Below are 26,484 nucleotides of genomic sequence, written 5' to 3' on the forward strand. Positions count from 1 at the left end.
TCATCACAGTTATCTGTGATGATCTTTCAGTTATAATCAGATCGTTTTTAGATGATGATGCAGATGATCTATATAACCTTTGATAAGAACTTCCAAAGTCAGAATCTCGGGTGTTGCCTTTGAGGTATCACTGGTTCTTTGTAGTGCTTCATCGGGCATATTTTCTACGATGTAAACAATCTGATAGTTCAGCGATTTCCAAAGATTAATAACTTCTGCAGTAGGAATATTCTGATAGTTCTGAGCTTTAACCCACTCGTCCTGATCATATACAATATTCTCATTTTCTTTATACTGTGTAACTACAAATCTGCGGATATTTGTAAAAGCGCTGTCACAAAGATGTCCTATAATTTCTTTTCGGGACCATTTCTCCGGAGAGGCTTTATAAGACCATTCATCTTCAGAAATAGTTTCGAATCGTTTTAGTTCTGTATCAATAATGGTTCTAAGGATCTGATAATTCATTTTTTTAAACTTTACTTTTATATTTTAATATGATACAGCAATTTAATGATAAATCACCTTATTTTTATGTGTATTCATTAATAAAATGTTATACAAAATAAAAGCAGATACTTGTCTATTATTTATTACTTCATGAACTCAGATTGATATTTCCGTTTAATTTTATTCAAAAATAAAAAAGAGAAGATTATAAACCTTCTCTTTTCTATTTACATGTTGTTTTTACCTAATTAATTTCTACAAATAACTCCTCTGTAGGTCTCCTCACCCTATCTAATCTGCTCCACCAGTCAGTATCCTCATCTTTATATCCTAAAGCCAATATTACAGTACTTTTTAACCCTTGCGCCGGAAGATCTAAAAGCTCATCAACCGCTTTATTATCAAAGCCCTCCATAGGAGTAGCGTCAATTCTGAGGTCCGCAGCTGCAAGCAGCCCAAAACCCAATGCAATATAGGCTTGCTTTGCTGCATTTACAAAATGTTCTTCTTTCGTTTGTTTACTTAATAAATCCAACAGATTCAAACGGTATTCATCTGTTGTAGTATCCGGTAAATTCCGTACCTGATTGCTAAACTCGAAAAATGAATCTATCCTTTCATTTGTATATTCATCCCATGCAGCAAAAACCAATATATGAGATGCCTTTACAATTTGATCCTGATCACGGGAAATAGGCTGAAGCTTTTCTCTTAGTCCTTTATTCGTAATAACTAAAACTTTAAATGGCTGCAGGCCAGAACTGGATGGTGCCAGACGTATTGCTTCCAGAACTTGTTCAAGCTTTTCTTTTTCTATAGTTTTTCCGTTATAAGCTTTGGTAGCGGATCTCCAGTTCAGCGTTCTTTGTAATGACATAATTCTGTTTTTTTTTTATTTCTAATAATAAATAATGAGATGCTGTATTCTAAATTCTCATTATTACTCTGCAAAGTTACATGACAAAAGGTTGCTTATATACACCTGTTACCCAAATGTAATCAGTTACCAGTAAGTAACTATCTATTGTTAATAATAAAGAAATGTTTCTGGTGAATTAAACATTTTCACAAATATAATGTCAGCAGAAATCATGGCTTTTTATTTGCATTCAGAGAACAGATTTTCATAAATAATATGAAATCCCGTTATTTGCACAATTTTTTATTCCGGAAATAATAATTAAATCATTTTAAGCACAATCTTGTGCATCCACAATATTATGATGAAAAAAACTCTTCTTTACATATTACTTTTAGGGCTTCCTCTTACGGGGAATCAATATATCACCGCTCAGGAACTGTCATATCAGCAGAAAATAAGTTTACTGGACAAAAAGAATCAGGCATTAAGCTTTGATTCTGATTTAAAATTGTCCGGCGCAGAAAGCGTGTTGGATAAAAAACTGTTTCAACTGCGTAAAGAGTTCCTTAGCGAAACCGAAAAGCAAAAAGTTCCATTGTATAACAGCTCCTTCAACCAGATAAAGCCTCTGATTGAAAACAGCAAATTATTTGATATTATCCGGTCTATGCCTAAAGGCGGACTTTTGCATACACATAGCGGCGGTATTACTGATGCCAAATGGATAATTGAAACAGCGAGAAAGTATAAAGAAAGTTATATTTACGTTCAGAAAGATAATGATCAGTATATTTTCGGACAAATGGCATTTTTTGCAAAAGACAAGGTTCCGGCAGGATTTGTTAATCTTGATGAAAAACTGAGTTCTGATCATGGCTTTGAAAAGCAGTTACAAGAACTTTTGATACTTAAACGGGATCAGCTCTGCAACTATACAGATTACTGGATAGAATTTGAAAAGCGTTTTAAGCGCACAGGTTCATTACTGTCTTACCGTCCTTTCTTTAAAGCATACTATCTGAAAGGATTTCAGGATCTAATAAAGGATAATGTGCAGCATGTAGAAATCCGATTTATTTTTGATCAGCTTTATGATTTTGAACATGGAAAATATTCTTTAAATACATCTATTACAGACCTACAGGATATTCTTAAAGAAATACATAAAACAGCCCCACAGTTTACATTGAAGCTGATTTATTCAAGTTTTAAATTTTTGGATTCTAAAGGAGTTGATCAACAACTTGAAGCAGCTTTCCAACTTAAAAAAGAGTTTCCGGATATGATTACAGGGTTCGATCTTGTTGCTGATGAAGCTGCCGGAAACAGTATTTATTCCTTCCATGAAAGCTGGATGAAGCTAAACAGTCTTTCAAAAAAATACGGTGTCGACATGCCGCTTTTCCTTCATGCCGGGGAAAGCAATTCTGTTTTTAATAAAAATGTTCTGGATCTTACCCTCCTCAATAACAAAAGAATTGGTCACGGCCTTAATCTGATCTATTTTCCAAAAACAATGGAACTGATTAAAAAGCAGAACAAACTGGTTGAAGTAAGTCCAATCAGCAATCAGATTCTCGGATATGTCAGTGATATGAGAAATCACCCTGCAAGGGTATTGTTAAGTAACGGAGTACAATGCTCTATTAACAGTGATGATCCGGGAGTATATGGATACGAAGGTCTTAGTTATGATTTTTGGGTTGCTTTTGTATACTGGGAATTAGATGTGAAGGCATTGAAGAAGTTAGTCTACAACTCGATTAATTATTCTTCCTTAAACGAGAAAGAAAAGAAAGAAGCTATTCTCTATCTGGACAAGCAATGGATAGATTTCGTCACACAGATGAATCAAAAACTGAATTAAGACTGTAGTAAATATATACCTGGTAATTAGTTACCTCTTAGTAACCGGGTAAATTTTTGTACAATCAAAAAAGCTAATTTTGTCATTTCATTTTTAAGTTATGAAAAAGCAAAGAACTGAATTGGGTCCGGATTGCAAAATGCACCTGCGCGGTGTGGAAGATACGGTATATTTATTGAGCGGAAAATGGAAAACCATTATCATCAGTCACTTATACTTTGCCGGCAAAATGAGGTTTATGGATCTTAAAAGACAACTGGAAAAAGTAGCTGCAAAGACACTTTCAAAAGAGCTGAAAGAGCTTGAAATGAATAATCTTGTCTCAAGAACCCAGAACAATACCATGCCTGTAACAGTAGATTACGAACTTACCGACTTTGGAAAAAGCCTTCATGATGTTATCGACACCATGTCCAAGTGGGGCATTAATTACAGAAAGGAACTACTCCAGAACGGAAATAAATAAGAGATAAATATCACACCTCCGCTACTTCCGGAATTTCTTTAGTTTCATATTGTTTTTCCCAGTCCTCCAGCATAAATAGAATAGGCAGCAGCGCCAGCCCTTTTTCAGTTAAGGTATACTCCACCCTTGGTGGTAATTCTTTAAACTCGGCTCTGGTAATCAATCCATCCTGTTCCATTTCTCTCAACTGATCGGTAAGCACTTTTCGGGATATTACATGAATACGCGCCGCAATTTCTCCAAAACGCAGTGTACGATCTTTTATAACCCTTACAATTACAGGTTTCCATTTATTCCCAAGGGCAGACATTGCCTTTACCAGCGGACAGTCACACTCTGCTATTCTTTTCTGTTTCATAAGTTACCTCTTTGTTACTATTGTTGGTTACAGCAAAGTTACCACTATTTTTACTTAATAGGTACAAAAATGAATTATTATTAGTTACTTTGTGTAACAAAAGTAAAATCAACCTTATAAAAACTTTGTCAAAAATGAATACAGACTCATTATTCAGTCCCTTTATTTATAAAAACCTTCACCTGAAAAACAGAATTGTAATGGCACCTATGACCCGTGCACAATCAGCTGCAGGAATCCCCACTCCTGAAATGGCTGATTATTATTCCAGAAGAGCTGCTTCAGAAGTCGGACTTATTCTTTCTGAAGGAACCGTGATTAACAGACCGGCATCTAAAAATTTACTGAATATCCCCAATTTTTATGGTACTGAAGCATTACAGGGCTGGAAGAATGTAATTGATCAGGTGCATGCAGAAGGCGGGAAAATGGGACCACAAATATGGCATGTAGGTGATACCAGAATGAGCAAAGAATATCCTGAAGTCGCTATGGAAGCTGCTGCTACAATGAGCATTGCTGATATAGAAGATACGATCAGACAATTTGCTGCTTCTGCAAAAGCGGCCAAAGATCTTGGCTTCGACTGTCTGGAAATTCATGGTGCACACGGGTATCTTATCGATCAGTTCTTCTGGGAAGGTACTAATACCAGAACTGATGAATATGGCGGAAAAACATTAAAAGAGAGAAACCGTTTTGCTGTAGAAGTTGTAAAAGCTATAAGAGCAGCTGTTGGTGAAGATTTCACAATTATTATCCGTCTTTCTCAATGGAAACAACAGGATTATAAAGCCAGATTAGCAACTACGCCTGCGGAAATGGAAGAATGGTTATTACCACTAAAAGAAGCCGGCGTAGATATTTTCCATTGCTCTCAACGCCGTTTCTGGGAACCTGAATTTGAAGGTTCGGATCTTAACTTTGCCGGATGGGCTAAAAAAATCACCGGTCAGCCAACTATTACAGTAGGGTCAGTAGGTCTGAAAGGTGATTTCCTTTCTGCCTTTGCAGGCGAAGGAACTGAAAAAACGGACCTTTCTGAATTACTAAGAAGATTAGACAGACAGGATTTTGATCTTGTAGCAGTAGGAAGAGCCATATTAAGTGACTACCAATGGGTACAAAAAATTAAAACCGGAAATACGGAAGAACTTTCCGACTTCTCTGCAGAAAGCTTAAAAGTACTTTATTAAGCATAGTAATGATTAATCCAAAAAGATAATCTTTTAGCCCGGCTGATTTTAGCCGGGTTCTTTTTATATCCTTACTGTTATTCTTACTCAACTTCAAAAGGAACATTGGCATTCCTAATATGAGTTTTTCAGCAATAGTTCAACATAAAAATTAATATTCGTTTACAATTAATTAACGCAACAATATTGCAATAATTAAATTTAACTCTTATATTGCAGTCCGTTAATTAATTAGAAAATGGACAGACGAAGGTTTCTAAAAGGGACAGCAGTACTTTCAGGATTTCTGACGATAAATCCTATCGGTTTATTTGCAGGCAGTACAAATCCTAATTCAGCAAGAAAAAAGACAGCTAAGAATATCATTTTTATGATTAGTGACGGAATGAGTTCCGGAACTCTGGCTATGGCAAATCAATATTCCCTGAACACACTTGGAAAAAACAGTTACTGGATTGGGCTTTATCTGGAAAACAAAGTGAGCCGTGCTTTGATGGATACAGCCTCTGCCAGTTCTATTGTTACAGATTCTGCAGCAGCCAGCTCTGCTTTTGGCGGAGGAAAACGCGTAAAAAACGGTGTCTTGAACATTGGTGCTAATGGCGAAATACATACCCCGATATGGCAGAAATTTAAGAAAGCCGGTAAGAAGACAGCTTGTGTAACTACCGTCACTATTACGCATGCAACACCTGCAGGATTCTGTATTAATTCTGAAAAAAGAAATGCTGAGCCGGAGATTGCGGAAAAATATGTACAGGCAGGTTTTGATGTAATGATGGGAGGCGGAGACGAATTCTTTAATGCTGCAAAAAGAGAAGACAAAAAAGATGTTTACAGTTTGTACCAAAAAGAAGGTTATCAGATTCTGAAAAGCCGCTCTGATTTGCAAAAAGCAGAAAAAGGAAAAAAATTATTAGGCGTTTTTAGTACCGGTGCACTACCCTATAGTATCGACAGAAATAATATAACACAGCTTCAGAATACTCCGACGCTTTCTGAGATGACTAAAACTGCTATAAACCAACTGAAAGATCACAAAGAAGGCTTTGTACTACAGGTTGAAGGCGGAAAAGTAGACTGGGCAGCTCATGCCAATGATGTTGCTGCACTTATTCATGATCAGCTGGCTTTTGAAGAAGCTGTAAAAACGGTAATGGACTTTGCTGAAAAGGATGGCAATACTCTTGTAATTATAACTACAGATCACGGAAATGCTAATCCTGGAACTATATATGGTAACGAAGCAACTAAAAACTTCAATACAATAGCGAACTATAAGTATACCAATGAGTATATCCTAAACAACATCCACGAGAGCTTTAACCTTCAACAGATGAAAGACTGGATTTTTGAAACCAACAAGTTCAGCCTTACCGACGAAGAAGCAAAACATTTGCTCAGTTTCTATACAGGTGCAGAAAAGCAAGAAGAAGGTTTATACAATTATAAAAAAATGCCATTCAAGGCTTACTCGGAAATTCAGAAAAAACACAATTCCGTAGGCTGGATCAGTATGGACCACTCCGGAGATTATGTAGAACTAGCAATGTATGGACCGGGAAGTGAACTCCTGAAACCTTTTGTCAAAAACACAGATTTACATTACCTCATGCTGGAAGCCACAGCCCTATCGGATAAAAGTTAGAAAACACAGATACAATAAATACTCTAAAGCTTATTCTGCAACAAAACTGTTAATTTATTTCAGCGGAGTAATTCTACCATAATAACAATAAATTTGGTTTGTTAACAGTTTTAATAGGCAGTCGAAATATTCGGCTGTCTAATTTTTTATCATATGTAAAATACAATATGCAGCAAAGTCCTGATTTTTGTACAAAACAAAACATATGAACTGGATTATCTTAGTTATTGCTGCATTATTCGAGGTAGGCTTTGCCTCATGTCTGGGAAAAGCAAAAGAAACAACCGGAACTGAATCTTACTGGTGGTATGGTGGCTTTATATTGTGCCTCACTATAAGTATGACACTACTAATTAAAGCAACGCAAACTCTGCCTATTGGTACCGCTTATGCTGTATGGACAGGCTTGGGAGCTGTAGGAACCGTTCTCATGGGAATTTTCGTATTCAAAGACCCGGCAAGCTTCTGGCGTTTATTCTTTCTTACGACATTAGTAGGTTCTATAGTTGGGTTAAAAGCAGTTTCACATTAAAAAAAAATCTTACCCGAAGTTCAAAATCCTAACTTTATTCTTATAATCCGATTATTTATTAGCACTTTCAAAGAAAGGGCTTTTTAATATGTATTATCTTATTCTGGTTTTATAATAATCAGCCAATTATAATGTTATATAAAAATACATTCTATTAATTGTGATATTATGGTCATTATTTTTTACAAATATTAAATGCATAACAAAACTAATAGTATCTTTGGATTTGGTAAATTCATTATAAAAAAAACTTATTAAAACACGGTATCTAAGGACTATGCAGAAAATAGTACTCTTATTTTTCGTTCTTTTCTCCTGTCTGGGTATTGCTCAGAATAAAAAAGAAAAAGAAATGGACAGCCTTTTCAGAATAGTACAGCAAGTGGAAATTCTGGATCAGCCATCCGATAATAAAAATATAAGTTATAATACGGGCGAATTACTAAAAATAAGTACTGAAATCTATTATCAGTCAAAAGAGGCAGGCTATATTGAGGGGCAGGCGAAAGCTCTGCTTCCCATGATCAGTTATTATATCCGCAATGGTAATATTAAAGAAGCACTTAAAAAAATAAATGAGGGTATAAATCTTACTGAAAATAATGATAAATATCTTAAATATACTGCTCTTTTCTATATTTCAAAAGCCAGAGCTATTTCCAAGCTGGGGCATTTTAACGAGGCGCTGGAAGACTACAAGACCGCTACTGAATTAATGGCCAGGGTTCCCGGATATAAAGCAGATGCAGAACGCTATGGTAAAATATACCGGAATAATCATTTTATATTTTCCAGTGATCTGAACCAACATCAGCTGGTTCTAAGCAGAAGAGAAAAAGAAAACTACTTGCTGGACTCCTACAATCAGGCTCAAAAACTTGAACAAGACACCTTTAACAGAACCATGACCAGAATTATTTGCCAAAGATTATTAATCTCGGCATATATAGAATGGGGTGAGTTCGATAAGGCTGAAAAATATCTCTCAGAAGGAGATCTCCTCTACAAAAACAAATTTCCGTGGGTAATTATCGGAAAAAACCTGCGGGGCTTCTTAGAACAAAAGAAAAAAAATTACACTAAAGCTCTGGAATACTATGAGCAGGCATTAAAGCAAGCCAAAAGATTTGGTCATCGATATGACCAAAAAGATATTTACCTCAGAATATCTCAGTGCTATCGTGAACTAAAAGATTATGAAAAAGAATCTTATTACCTTGAAAAACAAAAAAAACTAAGTGACAGCCTGAATCTTGCAGAGAGAGAAAGTGTAAGTGAAGTACTTGAATATGAAAAAAAAGAAAATGTATCTGAAGAGTCTTTCCTGAGTTCTGCCAAGCCTTATTATATTATTGGAGCATTGTTATCAGTTGCTTTATTTATTTTCATAAAACGCAGATTTACTAAAAAAGCTTCAGTTGATCATATAACCGAATCTCCTGTAGGAAATGAAGAAGAACAGCTTAACCATGAGACCCTTAGCCTGCTGATTAATCTGGCGGAACAGGATGATCCTTCTTTTTATTTAAAATTTAATGAAATATTTCCCAGATTTAGCGAGAATCTTTTAAAAATCAGTCCCAAGTTAACACAATCGGATATGGAGTATTGTGCTATGATGAAGTTAAATTTTGATACTAAGAAGATAGCGTCTATAAAACGTTTATCTATTGGTGCTGTGGAAAGCAAGAAATACAGAATCAGAAAAAAACTGGATATATCTACAGAAGAGAATATATATGTATGGCTGATGGATAAATAAACAGTTTATTACTATAACCTGCAACGAATTATGAAATTATATAGATGAGTTTTCAGGAAATAATCCCCGACGAGCCGCTTTCTCTCTTCGTAAAAAATATCTGGATCTTTGAAGATGATAAAAATCCGGATATAACCAGACTTCCATTCTTTGCAGATGGACATCCCGGACTTTTATTTAATAAAACAGGCGGCGGGTTAACAGTAATTCCGCATCTAAAAGAAATGCCGGATCTGTTTATTTACGGACAAACTTTAATCCCAATAGAATTAGAAATAAAAGGTTCTTACACCGTTATTGTTTACCAGCTTTATCCGTTCGTTCTGAAGTCATTTTATGAAATAGAACCACAAAGGATTAATGATAACTGCTATATTCCTGAAGATACAGAAGAAATCATGAACAATTTACGCATTGTAAATGATCCTCATAAGTACAGGCAGCTTATAGAAGGCTATCTTCTCAGGAATTTTGAAAAGAAAAAAGATAATTTGGATTTTAAAATCCGTCGTGCTTTAGGAATGATTATCACCGGCAACGGAACAGAATCTATCGGACAGATTGCTCAGGAATTGGATTTTAATATCCGGACTTTCGAAAGAAGGTTTCTGGCAGAAACGGGCTTATCTCCTAAACAGTTTTCCAGAATCATCCAATTTCAGACTTCGTTACAGCAATTAACATCCAAAGATTACAACAAGCTTTCAGATATTGTCTATGAAAATGGATTTTCAGACCAATCCCATTTTATAAGGGTTTTCAAAGCATTCACCGGTAAAACACCCAAATCTTATTCATCCTGATTTTCAGTGTCGCTTTTATTCTATTTTTTACGTCTTTGATTGTACAACTTTGTCTTGTTAACTTAAAAACAAAATACAATGAAACTTCAGGACATCACACTTATACTGACTGGCATAACGACAGCACTAATGGCCGGATTATTCTTTTCTTATTCGGTATCCGTTAATTTAGGATTAGGCAAACTAGGTGATCGCGAATATTTGCAGGCAATGCAAAGCATTAACCGGGAAATACTAAACCCAATATTCTTTGCATGTTTCTTTGGAGCATTAATTATGTTGCCAATAGCAACTTTTCAGCAATATCATAATAATCAAACTACCTTTTTGCTGTTATTGGCTGCATCACTTTTCTATATCGCAGGAGTATTTGGAATTACTTCGATATTTAATGTTCCGCTAAACAATAAACTGGATCTATTGGACCTTTCCAATTCAACACAGAATTCAATCCGACAAATACGGGACAGTTTTGAAGCTTCCTGGAACTTCTGGAATACAGTAAGAACCTTTTCGGCGGCAATTAGTATTACTTTAGTCATTATAGCCTGTATATACAGAAAATAATTACATCTATTTCACTATACAAGGAATTTATTTTGTAATTTCCGCCCGCCAAAAAAGATATTATGAAAAAAATACTAAGCCTTGTCACACTATTTTTCAGCCTTCTGTTTTTTTCTCAAAACATACCGATTAGTCAGTTCAAAAAAATCGATTCTTCCAATATAAAAACTCTTTTAAACTACCTGGGGCCTATTGTAAAAAAGCAGACCGCAGAAAGTAAAGAAATAACTGATAAAGATAATTTGTTCCGGATGAATTTTGTTATGGGGGATTATAAAACAGCATTAGAGCAGCTAAATGCTATAAAAAACAGCTACATGAAAGGCAATCCCAAAATAGCCACCGCAATGGGAGCCCAGTATGAAGTGTATATAAACACCTTGCTACAGCTAAATAATAAGCAGGATTTTAATAAAACATATCAGGCAGAATTACTTAAAAAATATAATTCCTTACCAAGCAATTCCCAGGTATTTATGCCCGATTCCTTTAACCTTTCTCCAAAAGATACTAAAGAAGATCTTAACAACTTCATCAAGAGCGATATTACCGGTAAAAGCAGCATCGATCTGAAAACTGCATTATTACTATTCAGAAAATATGGATCCAACCTTATAGCTGAAGCAACATACACGAAGGGGCTTCCCTTTCTGCGAAAATTAGATCAGGAAAGCTATACAGTAAATGACAGTATTATTGTTTATACGAAAGATAAAAAAGAGATCAGTATCTCTACGGTTATCAATAAAAAAATACAACATCCCGGACCTGTAATTATTGTCAATACGATCTATTCGGACTCCCAGAATATTGAAACCGCTAAACAACTTGCCAGTAATGGGTACTCTTGTGTATACATTAATACAAGAGGAAAATACCGAAGTAAAGAAAACATAGAGCCATTTGAACATGAATATAAAGATATTAACGAAGTAATTGATTGGATTGTCCAGCAGCCATGGAGCAACGGAAACATAGGAATGATTGGAGGCAGCTACCTTGGATTTAGTCAATGGGCTGCTACAAAAAAATTACATCCGGCACTTAAAACAATTATCCCTCAGGCTCCTGTAGGCATCGGAATAGATTATCCAATGAGTGGTAATGTTTTTATGAGTTATATGTTAAGATGGATTGACTATGTTACGGTAAACAAACTCACAGATAGCGCAGGGTTTACTAATGAGAAAAAATGGAATGATCTTTATAAAAAATGGTACACCAGTGGTTTAGCTTTTAATAAGCTAGATTCCATTAATGGCAAAAAAAATGAAATCTTTCAGCGTTGGTTAAAGCATCCGTCATATGATACTTACTGGCAGAGCATGACTCCCGATCCAAAGGAATATTCAAAAATAAACATTCCTATTCTTACCACAACAGGTTATTTTGACGACGATCAGCTGGGTGCTATGTTTTATTATAAAAATCATATAAAGTACAATCCAAATGCTGATCATTATGTCGTTATAGGACCTTATGATCATTACGGTCCCCAGGGCTATGTTATGTCCGAAGTGATGGGTGTAAAAATAGATTCTGTTGCGGAGCTTGACATAAATGAAATTTGTTATCAGTGGTTTGATTATATCTTAAAAGGAAAAAGCAAACCCGATTTTCTGAAAGGAAAAATCAATTATGAAGTAATGGGAGATAATATCTGGAAAAGTGCCAATTCAATGCAGGAATTTGACCAGACAAAGGTAAAATACTATTTAAGTGAAGATTTAAAACTTAAGGAAAACAAAGCAAGTAAATCGGCATTCACTACTTTAAATGTAAACTTCAAGGACAGAAGTGATGTCGATAAATTTATACTGACAGATAATCCTCAGCTCATCAATACTTCAATACAGGAAAAAGACAACAGTACCCTATTTGCATCGGAAGTTTTTGATAAAGATACTGAGTTGACCGGTTCTTTTTCGGCAAGCTTAAATTTTTCAATCAATAAAAAGGATTGTGACATTGCTGCAGAGTTATATCAGGTTCTTCCTGACGGAAAATATTTTCTTCTTTCCAGCTTCATTACCAGAGCCAGCTATGCTAAAGACAGAAGTAAGCGTCAATTATTAACTCCCGGTAAAAAAGAAATAATTCCTGTAACAGGTACACCTTTTGTAAGCAAAAAAATAGAAAAGGGCAGTAAAATATTACTAAAAATTGGAGTCAAGAAAAGCCCGGCATGGCAGATTAACTATGGTAGCGGAAAAGATGTAAGTACTGAAACTATAAAAGATGCCGAAATCCCTATGGAAATCAAATGGTATAATGACAGTTTTGTTGAAGTTCCATTAAAAAAATAAGCAGATAAAACTCTTTTATAAACTGAGAATGACTTTTTAGACATTCTCAGTTTTTTATTCTGTAAGAATTAAAATGATCTATATCATATCTTATTTTGCTAAAATGTCCGAATTGTACAATTGCAGAAGAATATAATATTAGTGGTCTGTCCCTATAATTAAGAGCTTTGCATAAGGAACAATAATATCAGAGAAACAAAGGCATATACGGTAATTTTATTACTATCATACTTCCCTGTTCTCTGAATTCAGAAAATAAGAAAAGTAATGAATACTCAATTCCAGGCGCCTGTAGATCTTCAGGAAGAAAGTTTCCGAAATGAAGTCGGAACGATGGACAAAACCGGAAAAAGAAAATGGGTTTTCCCCCGCAAGCCAAAAGGAAAATTTACCAACTACAGAGATTATACCAGCTATGTTCTGCTCGCTATATTTTTTATACTCCCCTTTCTGAAAATTAATAATAATCCGTTCTTTCTCTTCAATATTCTGGACAGACATTTCTTTATTTTCGGTCAGCCTTTCTATCTTCAGGATTTCTTTATCCTGGCTATAGGAGCAGTAACTTCCGTAATATTCGTTATGTTATTCAGTATTGTATTCGGAAGAATTTTCTGCGGTTGGCTTTGCCCGCAAACCATCTTTATGGAAATGATCTTCCGGAAAATAGAATACTGGATAGAGGGTGACCGTAATAAGCAGATAAAACTGGACAAACAGGAATGGAATGCTGAAAAAATAAGAAAGCGTCTTTTAAAATGGTCGGTATTTTTACTTATCGCTGTTGTCATTACACATTTTATGTTTATGTATATCGTAGGCTATGAAGAGGTCTTTAAAATAATGCAGGAAGGTCCGGCAGCCCATCCTGTGAACTTCATTGTAATGATTGTATTTACGGGTTTATTTTACTTTGTATTTTCATGGCTTAGAGAACAGGTTTGCACCCTGATATGCCCATACGGAAGATTACAGGGCGTGCTCATAGACAAACAGACCATCAATGTTTATTACGATTATAAACGTGGTGAAAACCGTTCGAAATGGAGAAACAATGAAGACAGGAAAGCTCTTGGTAAAGGAGACTGTATAGACTGTAACCAATGTGTTGTAGTATGCCCTACGGGAATTGACATCAGAAACGGTCAACAGCTGGAATGTATCAACTGTACAGCATGTATTGATGCCTGCGACGAAATTATGGAAAAGGTAGGCTTGCCAAAAGGATTGGTACGCTATGCTACAGAACAGGAAATAGAAGCCGGTACCAAGTTTAAGTTTACTCCAAGGATGAAAGCTACTACTGTAGCATTATCTTTATTAGTAGGCTTAGTAGGCTACCTGATGTATGACAGAGGAAGTATGGAAGCCAAGTTCCTGAAAGTTCCGGGAACCTCTTTCCAGATAACAGACGGAAAAATCAATAACCTTTATACTTACACCTTCCTGAACAAGGAAAATTCTAAAAAAATTATCACAATTAAGGTACTGAACCCTGCTAATGCAAGCATTACCTATTATGGTCCCGTTAAAATAACGTTGAAGGAAAACGAAATTATAAAGGGAAATATCAGTATAGCATTCCCGGAAAAAGAGATGCGGCTGAGCAAGCAGAATATTACCATTGGTATTTTTGATGAAAAAGGAAAAATGATTACCTCTTACAATACAACTTTTGAAGGTCCTTTTAAATTTGCTTTATAGAACCTGTTTAGTTTTTCAACTTTATTTTTTGACACTTTAGGTAATACTTCGATTATGCTCAAGATGACATTATAATAGTACACATGAAAGTACGTAAGGATTTAAATGCTTCGATAGTTTGGTTCGTCAAGCTTATTATGAACTCTGCTAAGCATGACATTACTTTGTATTGAGCAAAAAATATTTAATCTTAAGTTAATTTCTTCCTGTCTGTTAGAAGTAATAATCTAAAGTGACTTAAGTATTTTTAATTTAGAAACTAAAAAAATAAGTTTCCTCCTTAGCTCAGTTGGTTAGAGCATCTGACTGTTAATCAGAGGGGCCTTGGTTCGAGCCCAAGAGGGGAGCAATAATAGAGCCTTGCAGTACTGCAGGGCTTTTTTTTGTGGCTTTACTTTGAATTTTAAGTAATTACCTTGTTATCCATTTTGTTTTGTAGTGTGTAATATTTATCGCTATTTAGCTATATTCACTATATGATTTAGCGAATTATGGAACAAGTTGTCTGATGATGCTTTTGTAGAGTTGTTTCGTGAAAAATAATGTTATTGGCAATCTTTCGGCAAATAGTATAAAAAAAGGATTGTAAAGAATACAACCCTTTTTCTTACTAAAATTAAACTTATTTTGTGGTTACAATCATCATATGAGGGCTAAAAGGCAATAAGAATTCTTCATTCTCTGTTGTTGACAAAAGCTCTTTCAGTACTTTCTTTCTTTCTTCATCCAACATATTGGCAAAAAAATTACTGTCAAGCCAAATAATTCCTTCAACTGCATATATCTTTTCAATCTTCAAATTACATTTTAAAAATTCATTTTTAAATTCTGAAGGTTTATGATAAAATGCTTCTGCCAACAACCAAGGAAAATCATCCGGAGGATTATGGATTCCGGTCAATAATTCACTTTTACACATTTCAAGAAAAGTAGGTTTGTAAATCAGTCCGTTTAATAAACCTGCTAATGTAGAAGCTGTGGAATTAATTCCGAAGCCCAATATAATTCCGCTCTTTTTTACAACTCTTTTCGCTTCATTTATCACAAGAAGCCTATCTTCTTCCTTTTGCAGATGATAGAGAGGTCCATGTAAAATAACAACATCCGCAAAATTATTCGGAAATTCCAGTTTACGGGCTTCGCCTTTGATAACTTGAAACTTATTCTTTAGTTTGTTGGATCTGTCTTTTGCAATATGAAGATGCTTTTCAATAGGTTCTACCAAATAAACCTGATGTTGCAATTTTGATAACCATTCGGAATATTTTCCTGTACCTCCACCAATATCAAGAATGATAGATTGATGTTTTAAATGCAATTCAATAAGGGATTTAATCCTCTCAAATTCGAAGATGCCCATTCCTTTAGAAAGTCTGTCTTCTTCAGATGCTTTATTATAAAAACGTTCAATAGATGAACTAATTAAATTAGTTTTTCTCATACTAAGTTTTGCGTAGAAAACGCCCAATTAAAAAATAAAATGATATAAATAGGAAACCGCAACTGCATATAACAGTTGTAAAGAACCTTTAGAACAAAGGTGGTATGTCATACTTAGTATAGAATGAGACAAAGATAGTAATTTAAAACAAAAAGACTACAGCTAATATCGGTTTGGCGAAATGGCGGGTTATGAGAAACTATAAATTTTGTATCTTTTATTTCACAATCGCTATTTTTATTTTTTTATGATAAACTTAGGCATACTCTTAATAGCTTAAAGAGATCAAAATAATCATCGTTGAGCTTTAGCGGCATTGCGTTCGTTAAAAGCAGCATCAAGGAAAAAACCTTTGCGCTCCTTGCGATAAATATTAAACACAAAGGCACAAATAATTTTTTATATTCAACCATTCTTTTAAGGCACGAATTGCTGCGCAATGGATTGATTACAGAAGTGTACAAAACTGATTATATTTCAATCATTTAGAAATTAAGGAAATTTAGCAGATTTTAAAATCTGAATACTCTAAATTTCTTAATGGTTTAATAGATTAAAATCATTATCTAATTGCTGAGCTTTAGCGGCATTGCGTTCGTTAAAAACAGTATGAGCAGGTAAGAAATCTTTGCGTTCCTTGCGATAAATATTAAACACGAAGGCATTAATAATTTTTTATATTCAACCATGCTTTTAACGCACGAATTGCTGCGCAATAGATTACTCTGGAACTACAAGAAAACTGATTATATTTCGATAATTCGTCAGGCTCATTACAGGCTCTGGCTCAATATGATACTCTACGATTTATGCCTCAGAGCGAAATGTGAAGGAGTCTCCCCGGTATTTTTACTAAATACCCTGGAAAAATAAGAGTACTCTTCAAATCCCAGTTTGAAAGCAATATCTGTAAGGCTTTCGTTCAGATAAATCAACATTCTCTTGGCTTCCAGTATTACTCTCTCGGTGATAATATCGGAAGCCTTTTTTTGTACTACAGTCTGGGTAATACGGTTAAGATGCTTAGCCGTTATTCCCAGTAAACCGGCATAATAAGAGCTGGATTTCTGCACCAGAAAATGCTCTTCCAAAAGCGCTTCGAACTCCTGATAATGGCGGATATATGAAAACACATTACCCGAAGTAAGTAGTTGCTGTTCTTTTGAAAATAATCTTACCGACTGAATATAGATTCTCGTAATAAGAGCCAGAATATTCTCTTTCTGCATCAGATTTTCCTGTAAGCTTTCCTCCTGAAGTTCTGTAAACAAGGAATTAATCTTATGCAGGTTCTGATTGTCTAACTGAAGTTTTCTGGGAAAAGAAACCGAGGCAAAAAATGGGAAGTTTTTCAGCTTCTGATTTACATAATGCATATTGTAATATTCCTGCGAAAAAAAGAAAATATAGCCATCTGTATCAGCAGAAAGCTCCCAACTGTGTATCTGACCAGGTGACAGAAAGAACAGACTGCCTGCCTGTACATCATAGCTCTGAAAATCTATTTCATGCACTCCACTCCCCTGTGTGAATAGTACCGTTACATAAAAATCATGACGATGGGGTTTTTCAATATGTTTATGGCTACTCTTCAAATGCCCCTTCATGGTATTAAAATAAAAACCAGAAGACACATTATTCTCCTGAAAAAGGCCCATATGAAGTACAGAGATAGAATCCATAATGAAAATTCAGAGCCTAAAAGTAATGAAAATCCTGTAAGTATCGCAGCCGTGATTAAAAGAAACTGAAAAATCGGTTTGCTAAGACAACAACAAAGGTTTCTTACAAATCCGGTCCGTTATACCGAATATTTTTATAAATTCAGTTTTCCTTCAGATTTTAATTTTATTTTTGAATAAAATGACAGCATGAAAATACTCATCATTGAGGACGAAATTGCATTGAGTAAAAGCATTGCCACCTACTTAAAGCAGGAAAATTACCTTTGTGAGACAGCTACAAATTTCAATACTGCAATTGAAAAAGTGGACTCATATGATTATGACTGCATTCTTCTTGATATTTCATTACCCGATGGTAATGGATTGAGTGTTTTAAAAAACTTAAAAGAAAACGATAAAACCGATGGAGTAATTATTATATCTGCAAAAGACTCCATTGATGATAAAATAGCCGGATTAACGCTGGGTGCAGATGACTATATTCCAAAGCCTTTTCATTTATCAGAACTAAGCGCACGTATCGCTGCCGTAATACGCCGCAGAAGATTTAATGGCGGTAATATTCTGGTATTTCATGAAATTACCATTGATACACTTGCCAAAACAGTTACGGCTAACCATCAGACTATTGACCTTACCAGAAAAGAGTACGATTTACTGCTTTATTTTACGATTAATAAGAACAGAGTTCTCTCTAAAACAGCAATTGCCGAGCACCTCTCCGGGGAAAATGCAGATGTCTACGACAACTATGATTTTATATATGCCCATATTAAAAACATGAAAAAAAAGCTCGCAGCAGCCGGCTGTAATGACTACCTGAAATCTGTTTACGGAATGGGGTATAAATTTGAATACTAAATGAAATTAATAAGCTACATATCGCGTCGCTATATCATTTATGCTATTCTTATTCTGTTAATAGCTATTCCTGCTTTCTATTTCTCGTTACGCTACCTGATGCTGAGGAGTCTGGATGAAAATATAAATCATCAGAAAGCATGGATTGAAAAGCAGCTAAAAACGACAATACCTGACAATTTTATTTCCTTTGAAAACAGTATTATCGTTCGCCCGTCTAATAACCCCAAAGTTTTTGATTCCCTGTACAATCAGCCTGTTTTTATACCCGATGATAACGAAACAGTGATGCACAGGATTTCTGTTTCGAATACAATTGTAAATGGAAAACCGTACGAAATACGGATTCAGAAATCTATGATAGAGGATGAAGACCTCCTCAACAGTATACTGGTTCTTCAATTAGTATTGGTTATTGTATTATTGGCCGGCCTGATTGCTATTAATTTCCAACTCTCTAAAAAATTATGGAAACCCTTCAATGATATCGTTCATAAATTAAGTCTTTACAGAGTCGACAGCAACGAAGATTATCAGTTTATACCCACTAATATTGAAGAGTTTAAAAATTTAGGAAGCTCCATTAAAGATCTCATCAAACGTAATCAGAAACTTTACAGGACACAAAAAGAATTTACGGAAAATGCCTCTCACGAATTGCAAACTCCGATAGCTGTCATGCAGAGCAATCTGGAACTGCTGATGCAGACTTCTCCAATTTCTCAGGAACAAGCTGACCTGATAGAAGAAATTTCTGTTGCCGGAAACAAAATGCAGCGCCTCAACCGTACCCTATTATTACTGACTAAAATTGAAAACAATCAGTTTCCGGATACCGAAAAATTAAAAATCAATACCAGTATTCAAAAGCTCCTGAGTCAATATGAAGAGCCAGCTGCCCAAAAATATATACAATGGGAAATCCACATAGAAAATGAAATTGAAATCATTGCCAATCCAATTCTCATCGATATCTTAATTGGCAATATTTTGTCCAACGCGATAAGACATTCCGAAAATGACGGAAAAGTATTGATAAGAACATCCCCTCAAGAGCTTGTTATTGGCAATTATGGGAAGAACGAACTCAATAAAAAAGACTTGTTCCAACGTTTCAAAAAGCAATCCGAGAATACCAATAGTATTGGATTAGGTCTTGAAATGAGTAAAAAAATATGCGATCTGTATCATTACGACATTCAATACCAATTTATTAATGATATGCATCTTTTTAGTATTAATTTCAATTAATTTTTACTTATCAAAAAAATTCAGGATCTCTTCAGAATGTCTACTGAGTTTTACAACATCAATTTAAAAAAATGTAAAATGAAAATGACAATTTTAGCGTTGGTATTTGCAACGGGATTCAGTACAGTGGCACTGGCACAAGAAAAAAAAGAAAATGTTAAAGTTCCTTCAGTTGTAGAGCAGGCATTTCAGAAACAACATCCGAACATTAAAGCTAAATGGGAAAAAGAGGATGGAAAATATGAAGCCGGTTTCAAACAAAACGGAAAAAAAATGAGTGTTTTATACACTGCAGCCGGTACCTTGGAAGAAAGTGAAGTTGAAATAGCTGCTGATCAACTTCCTGCTTCAGTTCCCCAATACATTACCCAGCACAAGCTAGGTCCTATAAAAGAAGCAGCTAAAATTACCAAAGCAAATGGAACAGTATTATATGAAGCCGAAGTAAAATCGGGAGACGCATTATTTGATGTTAAAGGTAATTTTGTTACGTTGAAAAAAGATTAATCTTATAGAAAAATGAAATGTTGATAAAGAACCGGTTGGAAACAGCCGGTTTTTTGTTTTGATATTCTCATTAAAAAACAGTCTAAAATCCAAAAATTCAGAATCTATACAGAATTGGATCTCATCTTTGAGTCAACAATTTGAAATTGTCTGTATGGACACTGTATATAAATATCCCGCCTGGTGGTTTTTAGCTCTGATTGCTTTATCACTCTGCTTTTCTGTAAAAGCACAGACGGGGCATGCACTACCCTATTTCATTAAAACTGCACAGGCAAACAGTCCTTTGCTCAATGATTATAACAATCAGGTAATCTTCAATAAAATCGACAGTCTGAAATTAAGAGCCACATATGGCTTTATTGTTACCGGAGAAGCTACCGCAGGCTATTCACCTAATATTAAAGGTTGGGGATATGACAATGCTCTAACCAACGGACAATCCTTGTTTGCAGGTGTAAGAGTCGTAAAAGAATTTATAAGCCGGAATAATCTCAACACAAGGCTAAAAGCCTATGATGCAAACATTGGACAAATTTTAGCACAAAAAAATCTTAGCATCCAAACACTGAATAAACAGATTACAGATCAATATATAGCTACTTATTCCAGTCAGCAGCGCTATGAATTAAGCCAGGAAATAATAAGCCTATTGAATCAGGAAGATATAATTCTGAAAAAACTAACCCAAAGTTCTGTTTTCAAACAAACAGATTACCTCACTTTTAAGGTTACTTTACAACAAAATGAGCTTACCCTGCAGCAGCAACAAGCCGAATGGCAAAGCAATTATGCATTACTCAATTATCTGTGTGGCATTGTAGATACCCGATTTCCAAGCCTAGAAGCTCCTGATATTACGAAAACACTCTCTCCTGTTGATTTTAAGGAAAGTGTATATACTCAATCTTTTAAAGCCGACAGCTTGAAAATTGCCAATGACAGTGAAATTATAAAATACAATTATAAACCAAAAATCACTGCATTTTCCGATGGCGGATACCAGACTTCATTCGCCCAAACCCCTTATAAAAATTTTGGTTTAGGATTAGGCATGGGAGTCTCTATCCCCATATATGATGGTCATCAGAAGAAAATGCTTCTGCAACAAAATCAGCTGGCTTTACAGACACGCCAAAAATATCTGGAACAAACAGAAAGACAGTATCAACAGCAAATATTCCAGATTCAGAATCAGATGGATCAGTACTACAGCATGATAAAAACTGCCAACCAGCAGATTAATTATGCAAGAACTCTGGTGGAAGCCAATGCCAAGCAATTACCTACAGGGGATGTACGGATGGTTGATTTTATTTTATCCATCAATAATTTACTTAGCCTTAAAGGCAATATTATACAGTATAAGTCAACTTTATTCAATCTACAGAACCAGATGCAGTATTTAATCATCCAATAGCCATGAAAAAGTTTTTATACCTCATATTAGTTATTACTTCCGCACTGAGCTGCAAAAAAAATGATGCAGCCTCTACCGAAGAATCGAATACAGAAACAAAACCTAAAACAGAGGTGGTTGTTGCTTATCCTTCCGATACCATCCATCTCGATAACAATGTAACTCTGAATGCGACAGCAAGCTATCTGTTAAAATCGGATGCTAAAGCCAATAGCACCGGCTATATTACTAGTATGAATGTACGACTTGGGGATCGTATAACCCGCGGATCTGTACTTTTTGGATTGCAAACTAAAGAGGCCAGAGCTTTAGGCAATACCATTAACAAACTGGATAAATCTTTTAGATTCAATGGAACAACAACTGTCGTTAGCCCTGCAACAGGGTATGTTGTCATGTTAAACCATCAGATTGGTGATTATGTACAGGATGGAGAAATTCTGGCAACAATTACCGATGCTTCCAGTTTCGGATTTATAGTAGATGTACCTTATGAATACCTGAAGCTGATAAAAGATAAAAGTGACCTATTAATAAAATTACCTGATGGCAGCAGCCTGCCTGCTAAAGTTGCCAAAGTAATGCCCACAGTAGATGCTGTATCCCAAACAGTAAAAGTTCTTTTAAAAGTTCCTCACAGTGATAATATTCCGGAAAATTTAATTGGTACAGTCAGCTTTTCCAAATCAACAGCCTACGGATTAGCCGTACCTAAAATGGCGGTGCTGAGCGATGAAACTCAGTCTTCTTTTTGGGTAATGAAAATGCTTGGTGATACAACTGCTGTAAAAGTACCAATTGTAAAAGGAGCTGAAACCGATAAATATATTCAAATAGTATCGGGAAATCTATCCACGAAAGACAGAGTTGTTACATCCGGAAACTTTGGATTGAGTGACACGGCAACTGTAAAAATAAAAAAACAGTAATCAGATGAAAAAGTCATTTTTTGTAACTTACAGAAGCCCCTTATTGATTCTGATTTTTCTCATCCTTACAGGCGGCATCTATTCTTACACCAAAATACAATCTGCCCTGTTTCCACAGGTTACTTTTCCGAAAATAAAAATCATTGCAGACGCAGGACAGCAGCCTGTCAGCCAGATGAGTGTAGGCGTAACAAAGGTATTGGAAAATGCTATAAAGAAAGTTCCTGATTTGCAGGTTCTGAAAAGCACAACCAGCCGGGGAAGCTGTGAAATATCAGCATTTCTTTCCTGGAACACGAATGTTGATCTGGCAAAACAACAGGTAGAAAGCAGCATTAATGAAGTTAGAAATCAATTACCTCCCGAGACTAATATCACGGTAGAAAAAATGAATCCTTCCATTCTTCCGGTAATGGGATATTCGTTGAACTCTGATACCAAAGACCCTATAGCTCTTAAGCAGCTTGCACTCTATACAATCAAACCTTTCCTCTCTCAGGTTCCCGGAGTGAGCGAAATAAGGGTAATAGGCGGACAAGATAAAGAGTTTCGGGTTCTGATGAATCAGCAAATGATGGCCCGATTAGGAATTACCTCAGCTTCCGTTGAGCAGGCTATAAACAATACAAACTTTATTAAATCTAATGGATATTCTTCCGATTTCAGGTATTTATACCTAACCCTTACCGATGCACAAATCCGCAATGAAAACCAGCTCAAAAATCTGGTTATCAGCAATAATGGAAACAGAATTGTATTATTAGGAGATATTGCCGAGATTAATATTCATCAGGCCAAGCAGTATATTAAAGTCAATGCTAACGGAAAAGAAAGTATTTTAATTGCTGTTATTCAGCAGCCCAATGCAAATGTTGTAGAATTGACAAAGGCAATGGATGCAAAAATTAATGATCTGCAAAAAACACTGACTAAAGATGTGGTGCTAAAACCTTATTACGTTCAGGCAGATTTTGTAAATGATTCTATAAAGAGTGTAACAGATGCTCTCTGGATAGGTCTTCTCCTTGCTATTATTGTAGCCGTTATATTTCTTCGGTCCTGGAAGGCAAGCGCTGTCATATTAATCACAATACCCATTACCTTAAGCCTTACACTGTTGGTATTATATGCTATCGGGCAGACTTTCAACATTATGACTTTAGGTGCTATTGCCGCTGCAATAGGGCTTATTATAGACGATGCTATTGTCGTAGTGGAACAGATACACCGTACACATGAGGAACACCCTGAAGAGTCATCCAGGACACTCGTACAAAAGGCGATTAATTATTTATTAAAGGCAATGATTGGTTCTTCGCTGAGCACGATTGTTATATTTTTACCTTTTATCCTGATGAGTGGTGTTGCCGGAGCTTATTTTAAAGTAATGACAAATACAATGATCATTACCTTAGTCTGCTCTTTCTTTGCTACATGGCTGTTATTACCGATTGTTTATCTGATCCTCTCTACGGAAAAAATAAAAGAAAAAAATCTTCAGCATCACGATGTAAAAGAAAGAAAATGGGTGGGTTTCTTTATCCATAAGCCTGTCTTTAGCTATGCTTTTATATCACTGCTTGTTATAAGTACTGCTTTTATTCTGCCTAACATCTCTACAGGCTTTTTACCGGAAATGGACGAAGGGAGTATTGTACTAGACTATAAATCGCCGCCGGGAACTTCATTGGAAGAAACAGACCGGGAGCTAAAAGTAGTCGAAAAAATAATCGTTGCAAACCCTGATGTCGCCGCTTACAGCAGAAGAACAGGAACACAGATGGGATTCTTCATTACAGAGCCTAATACCGGAGATTATCTGATCCAGCTAAAAAAGAACCGAAATAAAACAACTGCAGAAGTCACAGATGAGATTCGTTCAAAAATAGAAGCTTCCGGACTTCCTTTAACGGTAGATTTCGGACAGGTAATTTCTGATATGCTGGGTGATTTGATGAGTAGTGTTCAGCCTATTGAAATTAAAATATTTGGTACTGATCAAAAGGTCATTGAAAATTACTCCAAAAAAGTATCTGATATTGTCGCAAAAGTAAATGGCACTGCCGATGTATTTGATGGAATTGTTATCGCTGGTCCTTCTATGATTGTTACCCCAAAACTACAGGCTCTGGCTCAGTATCAGATTCCTCTGCCCGATTTCCAAAGCCAGCTACAGGCCAATCTGGATGGGAATATTGCTGGCAATATTTTTGATCAGGTTCAGTTTACCCCTATCAGACTGTTATACAACAACAGGACTAACCAGTCTCTGAGTGACATTAATAACAGTATGATTTCATTACCCAACGGAACTTTGAAACCACTAAGTGAGTTCGCAACAGTCAATATTACCAGTGGTTCCGCAGAAGTCAACAGAGAAGATTTACAAACTTTAGGAATCGTAACAGCCAGATTGGATAATGGAGATTTGGGTGGAACGATTAAAGAAATCCAAAAGCAAATCGATCAAAAAATAAAACTACCGAAAGGGTACAATATCATCTATGGCGGGGCATATGCAGAACAGCAGAGATCATTCAAAGAACTCTTCGTTATACTGGGAGTTTCCTGTCTGCTAGTATTCTCAGTTATGCTTTTCCTCTTCCGGAATATTATCGTAGCCTTTCTTATTCTGTTCATTTCTGTATTAGGTATTTCCGGAGGGATATTGCTCTTATACCTTACCAATACACCGCTTAATGTAGGAAGCTATACCGGATTGATTATGATGGTGGGAATTATTGGAGAGAATGCTATTTTCACTTACTTACAATTTCATGAAAGCCTTGCATCCAAAACAAAAGAGCAGGCCATTATATATGCTATCAGTACAAGGCTCCGACCAAAACTAATGACTGCTTTAGGTGCTATTATAGCTTTAATGCCTCTGGCGTTGGGCATTGGTACAGGCGCACAGATGCACCAGCCGCTCGCCATTGCTGTAATTGGTGGATTTATGGTAGCCTTGCCACTTTTACTTATTGTATTTCCGACTTTATTAAACAAAATTCAATTAAAACATACCGAAGAATGAAATTCTTAATCTTTCTCTTATTGCCATTAGCAATATTTGCCCAGAATGACAGCCTGAATAAACAAACAAAGGATAGTCTTGTAAGTATAAAACATAGCAGTATAATCCAGGATAGTTTACCGGCCCGTACTTCTTTTCAGTTGAAACCTAAACAATTTATCATCCCCGGGGTCTTAATTACCTATGGTGTATTGGCTACAGAGACCAAATGGTTAAAAAAAATAAACTTTGATACCCGAAACGAAATAACTGAGGACCACCCTACCTTTAGAACTACAATTGATAATTATACTCAATTTGTACCCGGCGCTGCAGTCTTTGCTCTTCAGGCTTTTGGAGTAAAGGGGGAAAGCTCGGTAAAAAAAGAATTAATTGTATATGCCATGTCTTTAGGAATTTCTACAGCCATTGTTGTACCCACTAAGAAATTAACGCATCAGGAAAGACCTGATGGCAGCAATAATCAGTCTTTTCCATCAGGACACACGGCTTTAGCCTTTGCTTCTGCCGAATTTCTTCGCAGAGAATATTGGAATGTTTCTCCATGGATAGGTATTGCAGGTTATGCCGTTGCTACAGGAACGGGAATTCTAAGGATGTATAACAATAAGCATTGGCTGGGAGATGTTGCAGCAGGAGCCGGAATAGGGATTCTTTCCACTACTCTTTCTTACTGGCTTTATGATAAAATCCATATTGGCGGGAATACCAAGCATCAGGCTTTTTTGTTTCCCGGATATAGCAACAAACAATTTACGATAGGCTATGTAAAGCAATTTTAACGGCTTCTGAAATAATTCAGAAGTAAGTACTGCTCCATGTTCATTTATCTGTG

22 protein-coding genes and 1 tRNA gene are annotated in these 26,484 nt (G+C 35.7%); 18 read left to right on the forward strand and 5 right to left on the reverse strand.

All coding sequences use genetic code 11. The features are described from left to right. Window positions 1-36: 36 nt before the first annotated feature. Both ATE49_RS18550 and ATE49_RS18555 read right to left on the reverse strand, forming a co-directional pair. Complete coding sequence (locus tag ATE49_RS18550) at window positions 37-468, reverse strand: DinB family protein (protein ID WP_065083314.1); 432 nt, start codon at window positions 466-468, stop codon at window positions 37-39. A gap of 226 nt (window positions 469-694) precedes the next feature. Further along, the gene (locus ATE49_RS18555) at window positions 695-1,327 is read right to left on the reverse strand and encodes an NAD(P)H-dependent oxidoreductase (protein WP_065083315.1); all 633 of its coding nucleotides are present in this window, start codon (window positions 1,325-1,327) and stop codon (window positions 695-697) included. Between the two features lie 346 nt (window positions 1,328-1,673). On the opposite strand from ATE49_RS18555, the gene ATE49_RS18560 reads away from it, so the two are divergent. Further along, the gene (locus ATE49_RS18560; protein WP_260256202.1) at window positions 1,674-3,179 is read left to right on the forward strand and encodes an amidohydrolase family protein; all 1,506 of its coding nucleotides are present in this window, start codon (window positions 1,674-1,676) and stop codon (window positions 3,177-3,179) included. A gap of 100 nt (window positions 3,180-3,279) precedes the next feature. Further along, complete coding sequence (locus ATE49_RS18565) at window positions 3,280-3,645, forward strand: winged helix-turn-helix transcriptional regulator (protein ID WP_009091027.1); 366 nt, start codon at window positions 3,280-3,282, stop codon at window positions 3,643-3,645. Between the two features lie 10 nt (window positions 3,646-3,655). On the opposite strand, the gene ATE49_RS18570 is transcribed toward ATE49_RS18565, so the two are convergent. Next, window positions 3,656-4,003, reverse strand: a complete 348-nt coding sequence (locus ATE49_RS18570) for a winged helix-turn-helix transcriptional regulator (protein ID WP_059155525.1) — start codon at window positions 4,001-4,003, stop codon at window positions 3,656-3,658. A 134-nt stretch (window positions 4,004-4,137) separates the two neighbouring features. Between ATE49_RS18570 and ATE49_RS18575 the strand changes: the two genes are divergently transcribed. The 9 genes from ATE49_RS18575 (at window position 4,138) to ATE49_RS18615 (ending at window position 14,867) form a co-directional block, all read left to right on the forward strand. Then, window positions 4,138-5,199 (forward strand): NADH:flavin oxidoreductase, encoded by a 1,062-nt coding sequence (locus ATE49_RS18575; RefSeq protein WP_065083317.1) that lies wholly within the window; start codon window positions 4,138-4,140, stop codon window positions 5,197-5,199. Window positions 5,200-5,437: 238 nt separating this feature from the next. Continuing rightward, window positions 5,438-6,847: an alkaline phosphatase gene (locus tag ATE49_RS18580; RefSeq protein ID WP_065083318.1), complete on the forward strand. Its 1,410-nt coding sequence runs from the start codon at window positions 5,438-5,440 to the stop codon at window positions 6,845-6,847. Between the two features lie 205 nt (window positions 6,848-7,052). Next, the gene (locus ATE49_RS18585) at window positions 7,053-7,379 is read left to right on the forward strand and encodes a DMT family transporter (protein ID WP_058878348.1); all 327 of its coding nucleotides are present in this window, start codon (window positions 7,053-7,055) and stop codon (window positions 7,377-7,379) included. Window positions 7,380-7,656: 277 nt separating this feature from the next. Continuing rightward, window positions 7,657-9,141: a tetratricopeptide repeat protein gene (locus ATE49_RS18590; RefSeq protein WP_065083319.1), complete on the forward strand. Its 1,485-nt coding sequence runs from the start codon at window positions 7,657-7,659 to the stop codon at window positions 9,139-9,141. Window positions 9,142-9,185: 44 nt separating this feature from the next. Beyond that, window positions 9,186-9,944, forward strand: a complete 759-nt coding sequence (locus ATE49_RS18595; protein WP_065083320.1) for a helix-turn-helix domain-containing protein — start codon at window positions 9,186-9,188, stop codon at window positions 9,942-9,944. Window positions 9,945-10,022: 78 nt separating this feature from the next. After that, window positions 10,023-10,511 carry an anthrone oxygenase family protein gene (locus ATE49_RS18600; protein WP_065083321.1) on the forward strand — a complete coding sequence of 163 codons (489 nt, stop codon included), beginning with the start codon at window positions 10,023-10,025 and terminating at the stop codon, window positions 10,509-10,511. A 62-nt stretch (window positions 10,512-10,573) separates the two neighbouring features. Next, on the forward strand, window positions 10,574-12,817 hold the full coding sequence (locus ATE49_RS18605) for a CocE/NonD family hydrolase (RefSeq protein WP_065083322.1): 2,244 nt from the start codon (window positions 10,574-10,576) through the stop codon (window positions 12,815-12,817). Window positions 12,818-13,084: 267 nt separating this feature from the next. Beyond that, entirely contained in the window at window positions 13,085-14,521 is a 1,437-nt protein-coding gene (gene ccoG, locus ATE49_RS18610) for a cytochrome c oxidase accessory protein CcoG (RefSeq protein WP_065083323.1), read from the forward strand. 279 nt (window positions 14,522-14,800) lie between these two features. Continuing rightward, window positions 14,801-14,867, forward strand: a tRNA-Asn gene (locus tag ATE49_RS18615). A 276-nt stretch (window positions 14,868-15,143) separates the two neighbouring features. On the opposite strand, the gene ATE49_RS18620 is transcribed toward ATE49_RS18615, so the two are convergent. Continuing rightward, complete coding sequence (locus ATE49_RS18620; protein WP_065083324.1) at window positions 15,144-15,962, reverse strand: class I SAM-dependent methyltransferase; 819 nt, start codon at window positions 15,960-15,962, stop codon at window positions 15,144-15,146. Window positions 15,963-16,762: 800 nt separating this feature from the next. Continuing rightward, complete coding sequence (locus tag ATE49_RS18625; protein ID WP_065083325.1) at window positions 16,763-17,644, reverse strand: AraC family transcriptional regulator; 882 nt, start codon at window positions 17,642-17,644, stop codon at window positions 16,763-16,765. 189 nt (window positions 17,645-17,833) lie between these two features. Between ATE49_RS18625 and ATE49_RS18630 the strand changes: the two genes are divergently transcribed. The 7 genes from ATE49_RS18630 to ATE49_RS18660 all read left to right on the forward strand — a co-directional run bounded on the left by ATE49_RS18630 (window position 17,834) and on the right by ATE49_RS18660 (window position 26,431). Next, entirely contained in the window at window positions 17,834-18,508 is a 675-nt protein-coding gene (locus ATE49_RS18630; protein WP_065083326.1) for a response regulator transcription factor, read from the forward strand. Further along, complete coding sequence (locus ATE49_RS18635) at window positions 18,509-19,759, forward strand: sensor histidine kinase (protein WP_065083327.1); 1,251 nt, start codon at window positions 18,509-18,511, stop codon at window positions 19,757-19,759. Between the two features lie 78 nt (window positions 19,760-19,837). Next, window positions 19,838-20,266 (forward strand): hypothetical protein, encoded by a 429-nt coding sequence (locus ATE49_RS18640; protein ID WP_065083408.1) that lies wholly within the window; start codon window positions 19,838-19,840, stop codon window positions 20,264-20,266. Window positions 20,267-20,420: 154 nt separating this feature from the next. Further along, entirely contained in the window at window positions 20,421-21,686 is a 1,266-nt protein-coding gene (locus tag ATE49_RS18645) for a TolC family protein (protein ID WP_065083328.1), read from the forward strand. Window positions 21,687-21,688: 2 nt separating this feature from the next. After that, a complete protein-coding gene (locus tag ATE49_RS18650; RefSeq protein WP_065083329.1) occupies window positions 21,689-22,615 on the forward strand; it encodes an efflux RND transporter periplasmic adaptor subunit in 927 nt (308 codons plus the stop codon). Between the two features lie 4 nt (window positions 22,616-22,619). After that, window positions 22,620-25,649 (forward strand): efflux RND transporter permease subunit, encoded by a 3,030-nt coding sequence (locus ATE49_RS18655; RefSeq protein ID WP_065083330.1) that lies wholly within the window; start codon window positions 22,620-22,622, stop codon window positions 25,647-25,649. Next, entirely contained in the window at window positions 25,646-26,431 is a 786-nt protein-coding gene (locus ATE49_RS18660) for a phosphatase PAP2 family protein (protein ID WP_065083331.1), read from the forward strand. Before ATE49_RS18655 ends, ATE49_RS18660 begins: the two co-directional genes overlap by 4 nt. Window positions 26,432-26,484 lie beyond the last annotated feature (53 nt).

The organism is Elizabethkingia miricola, assembly GCF_001675285.1.
GTDB lineage: Bacteria > Bacteroidota > Bacteroidia > Flavobacteriales > Weeksellaceae > Elizabethkingia > Elizabethkingia miricola.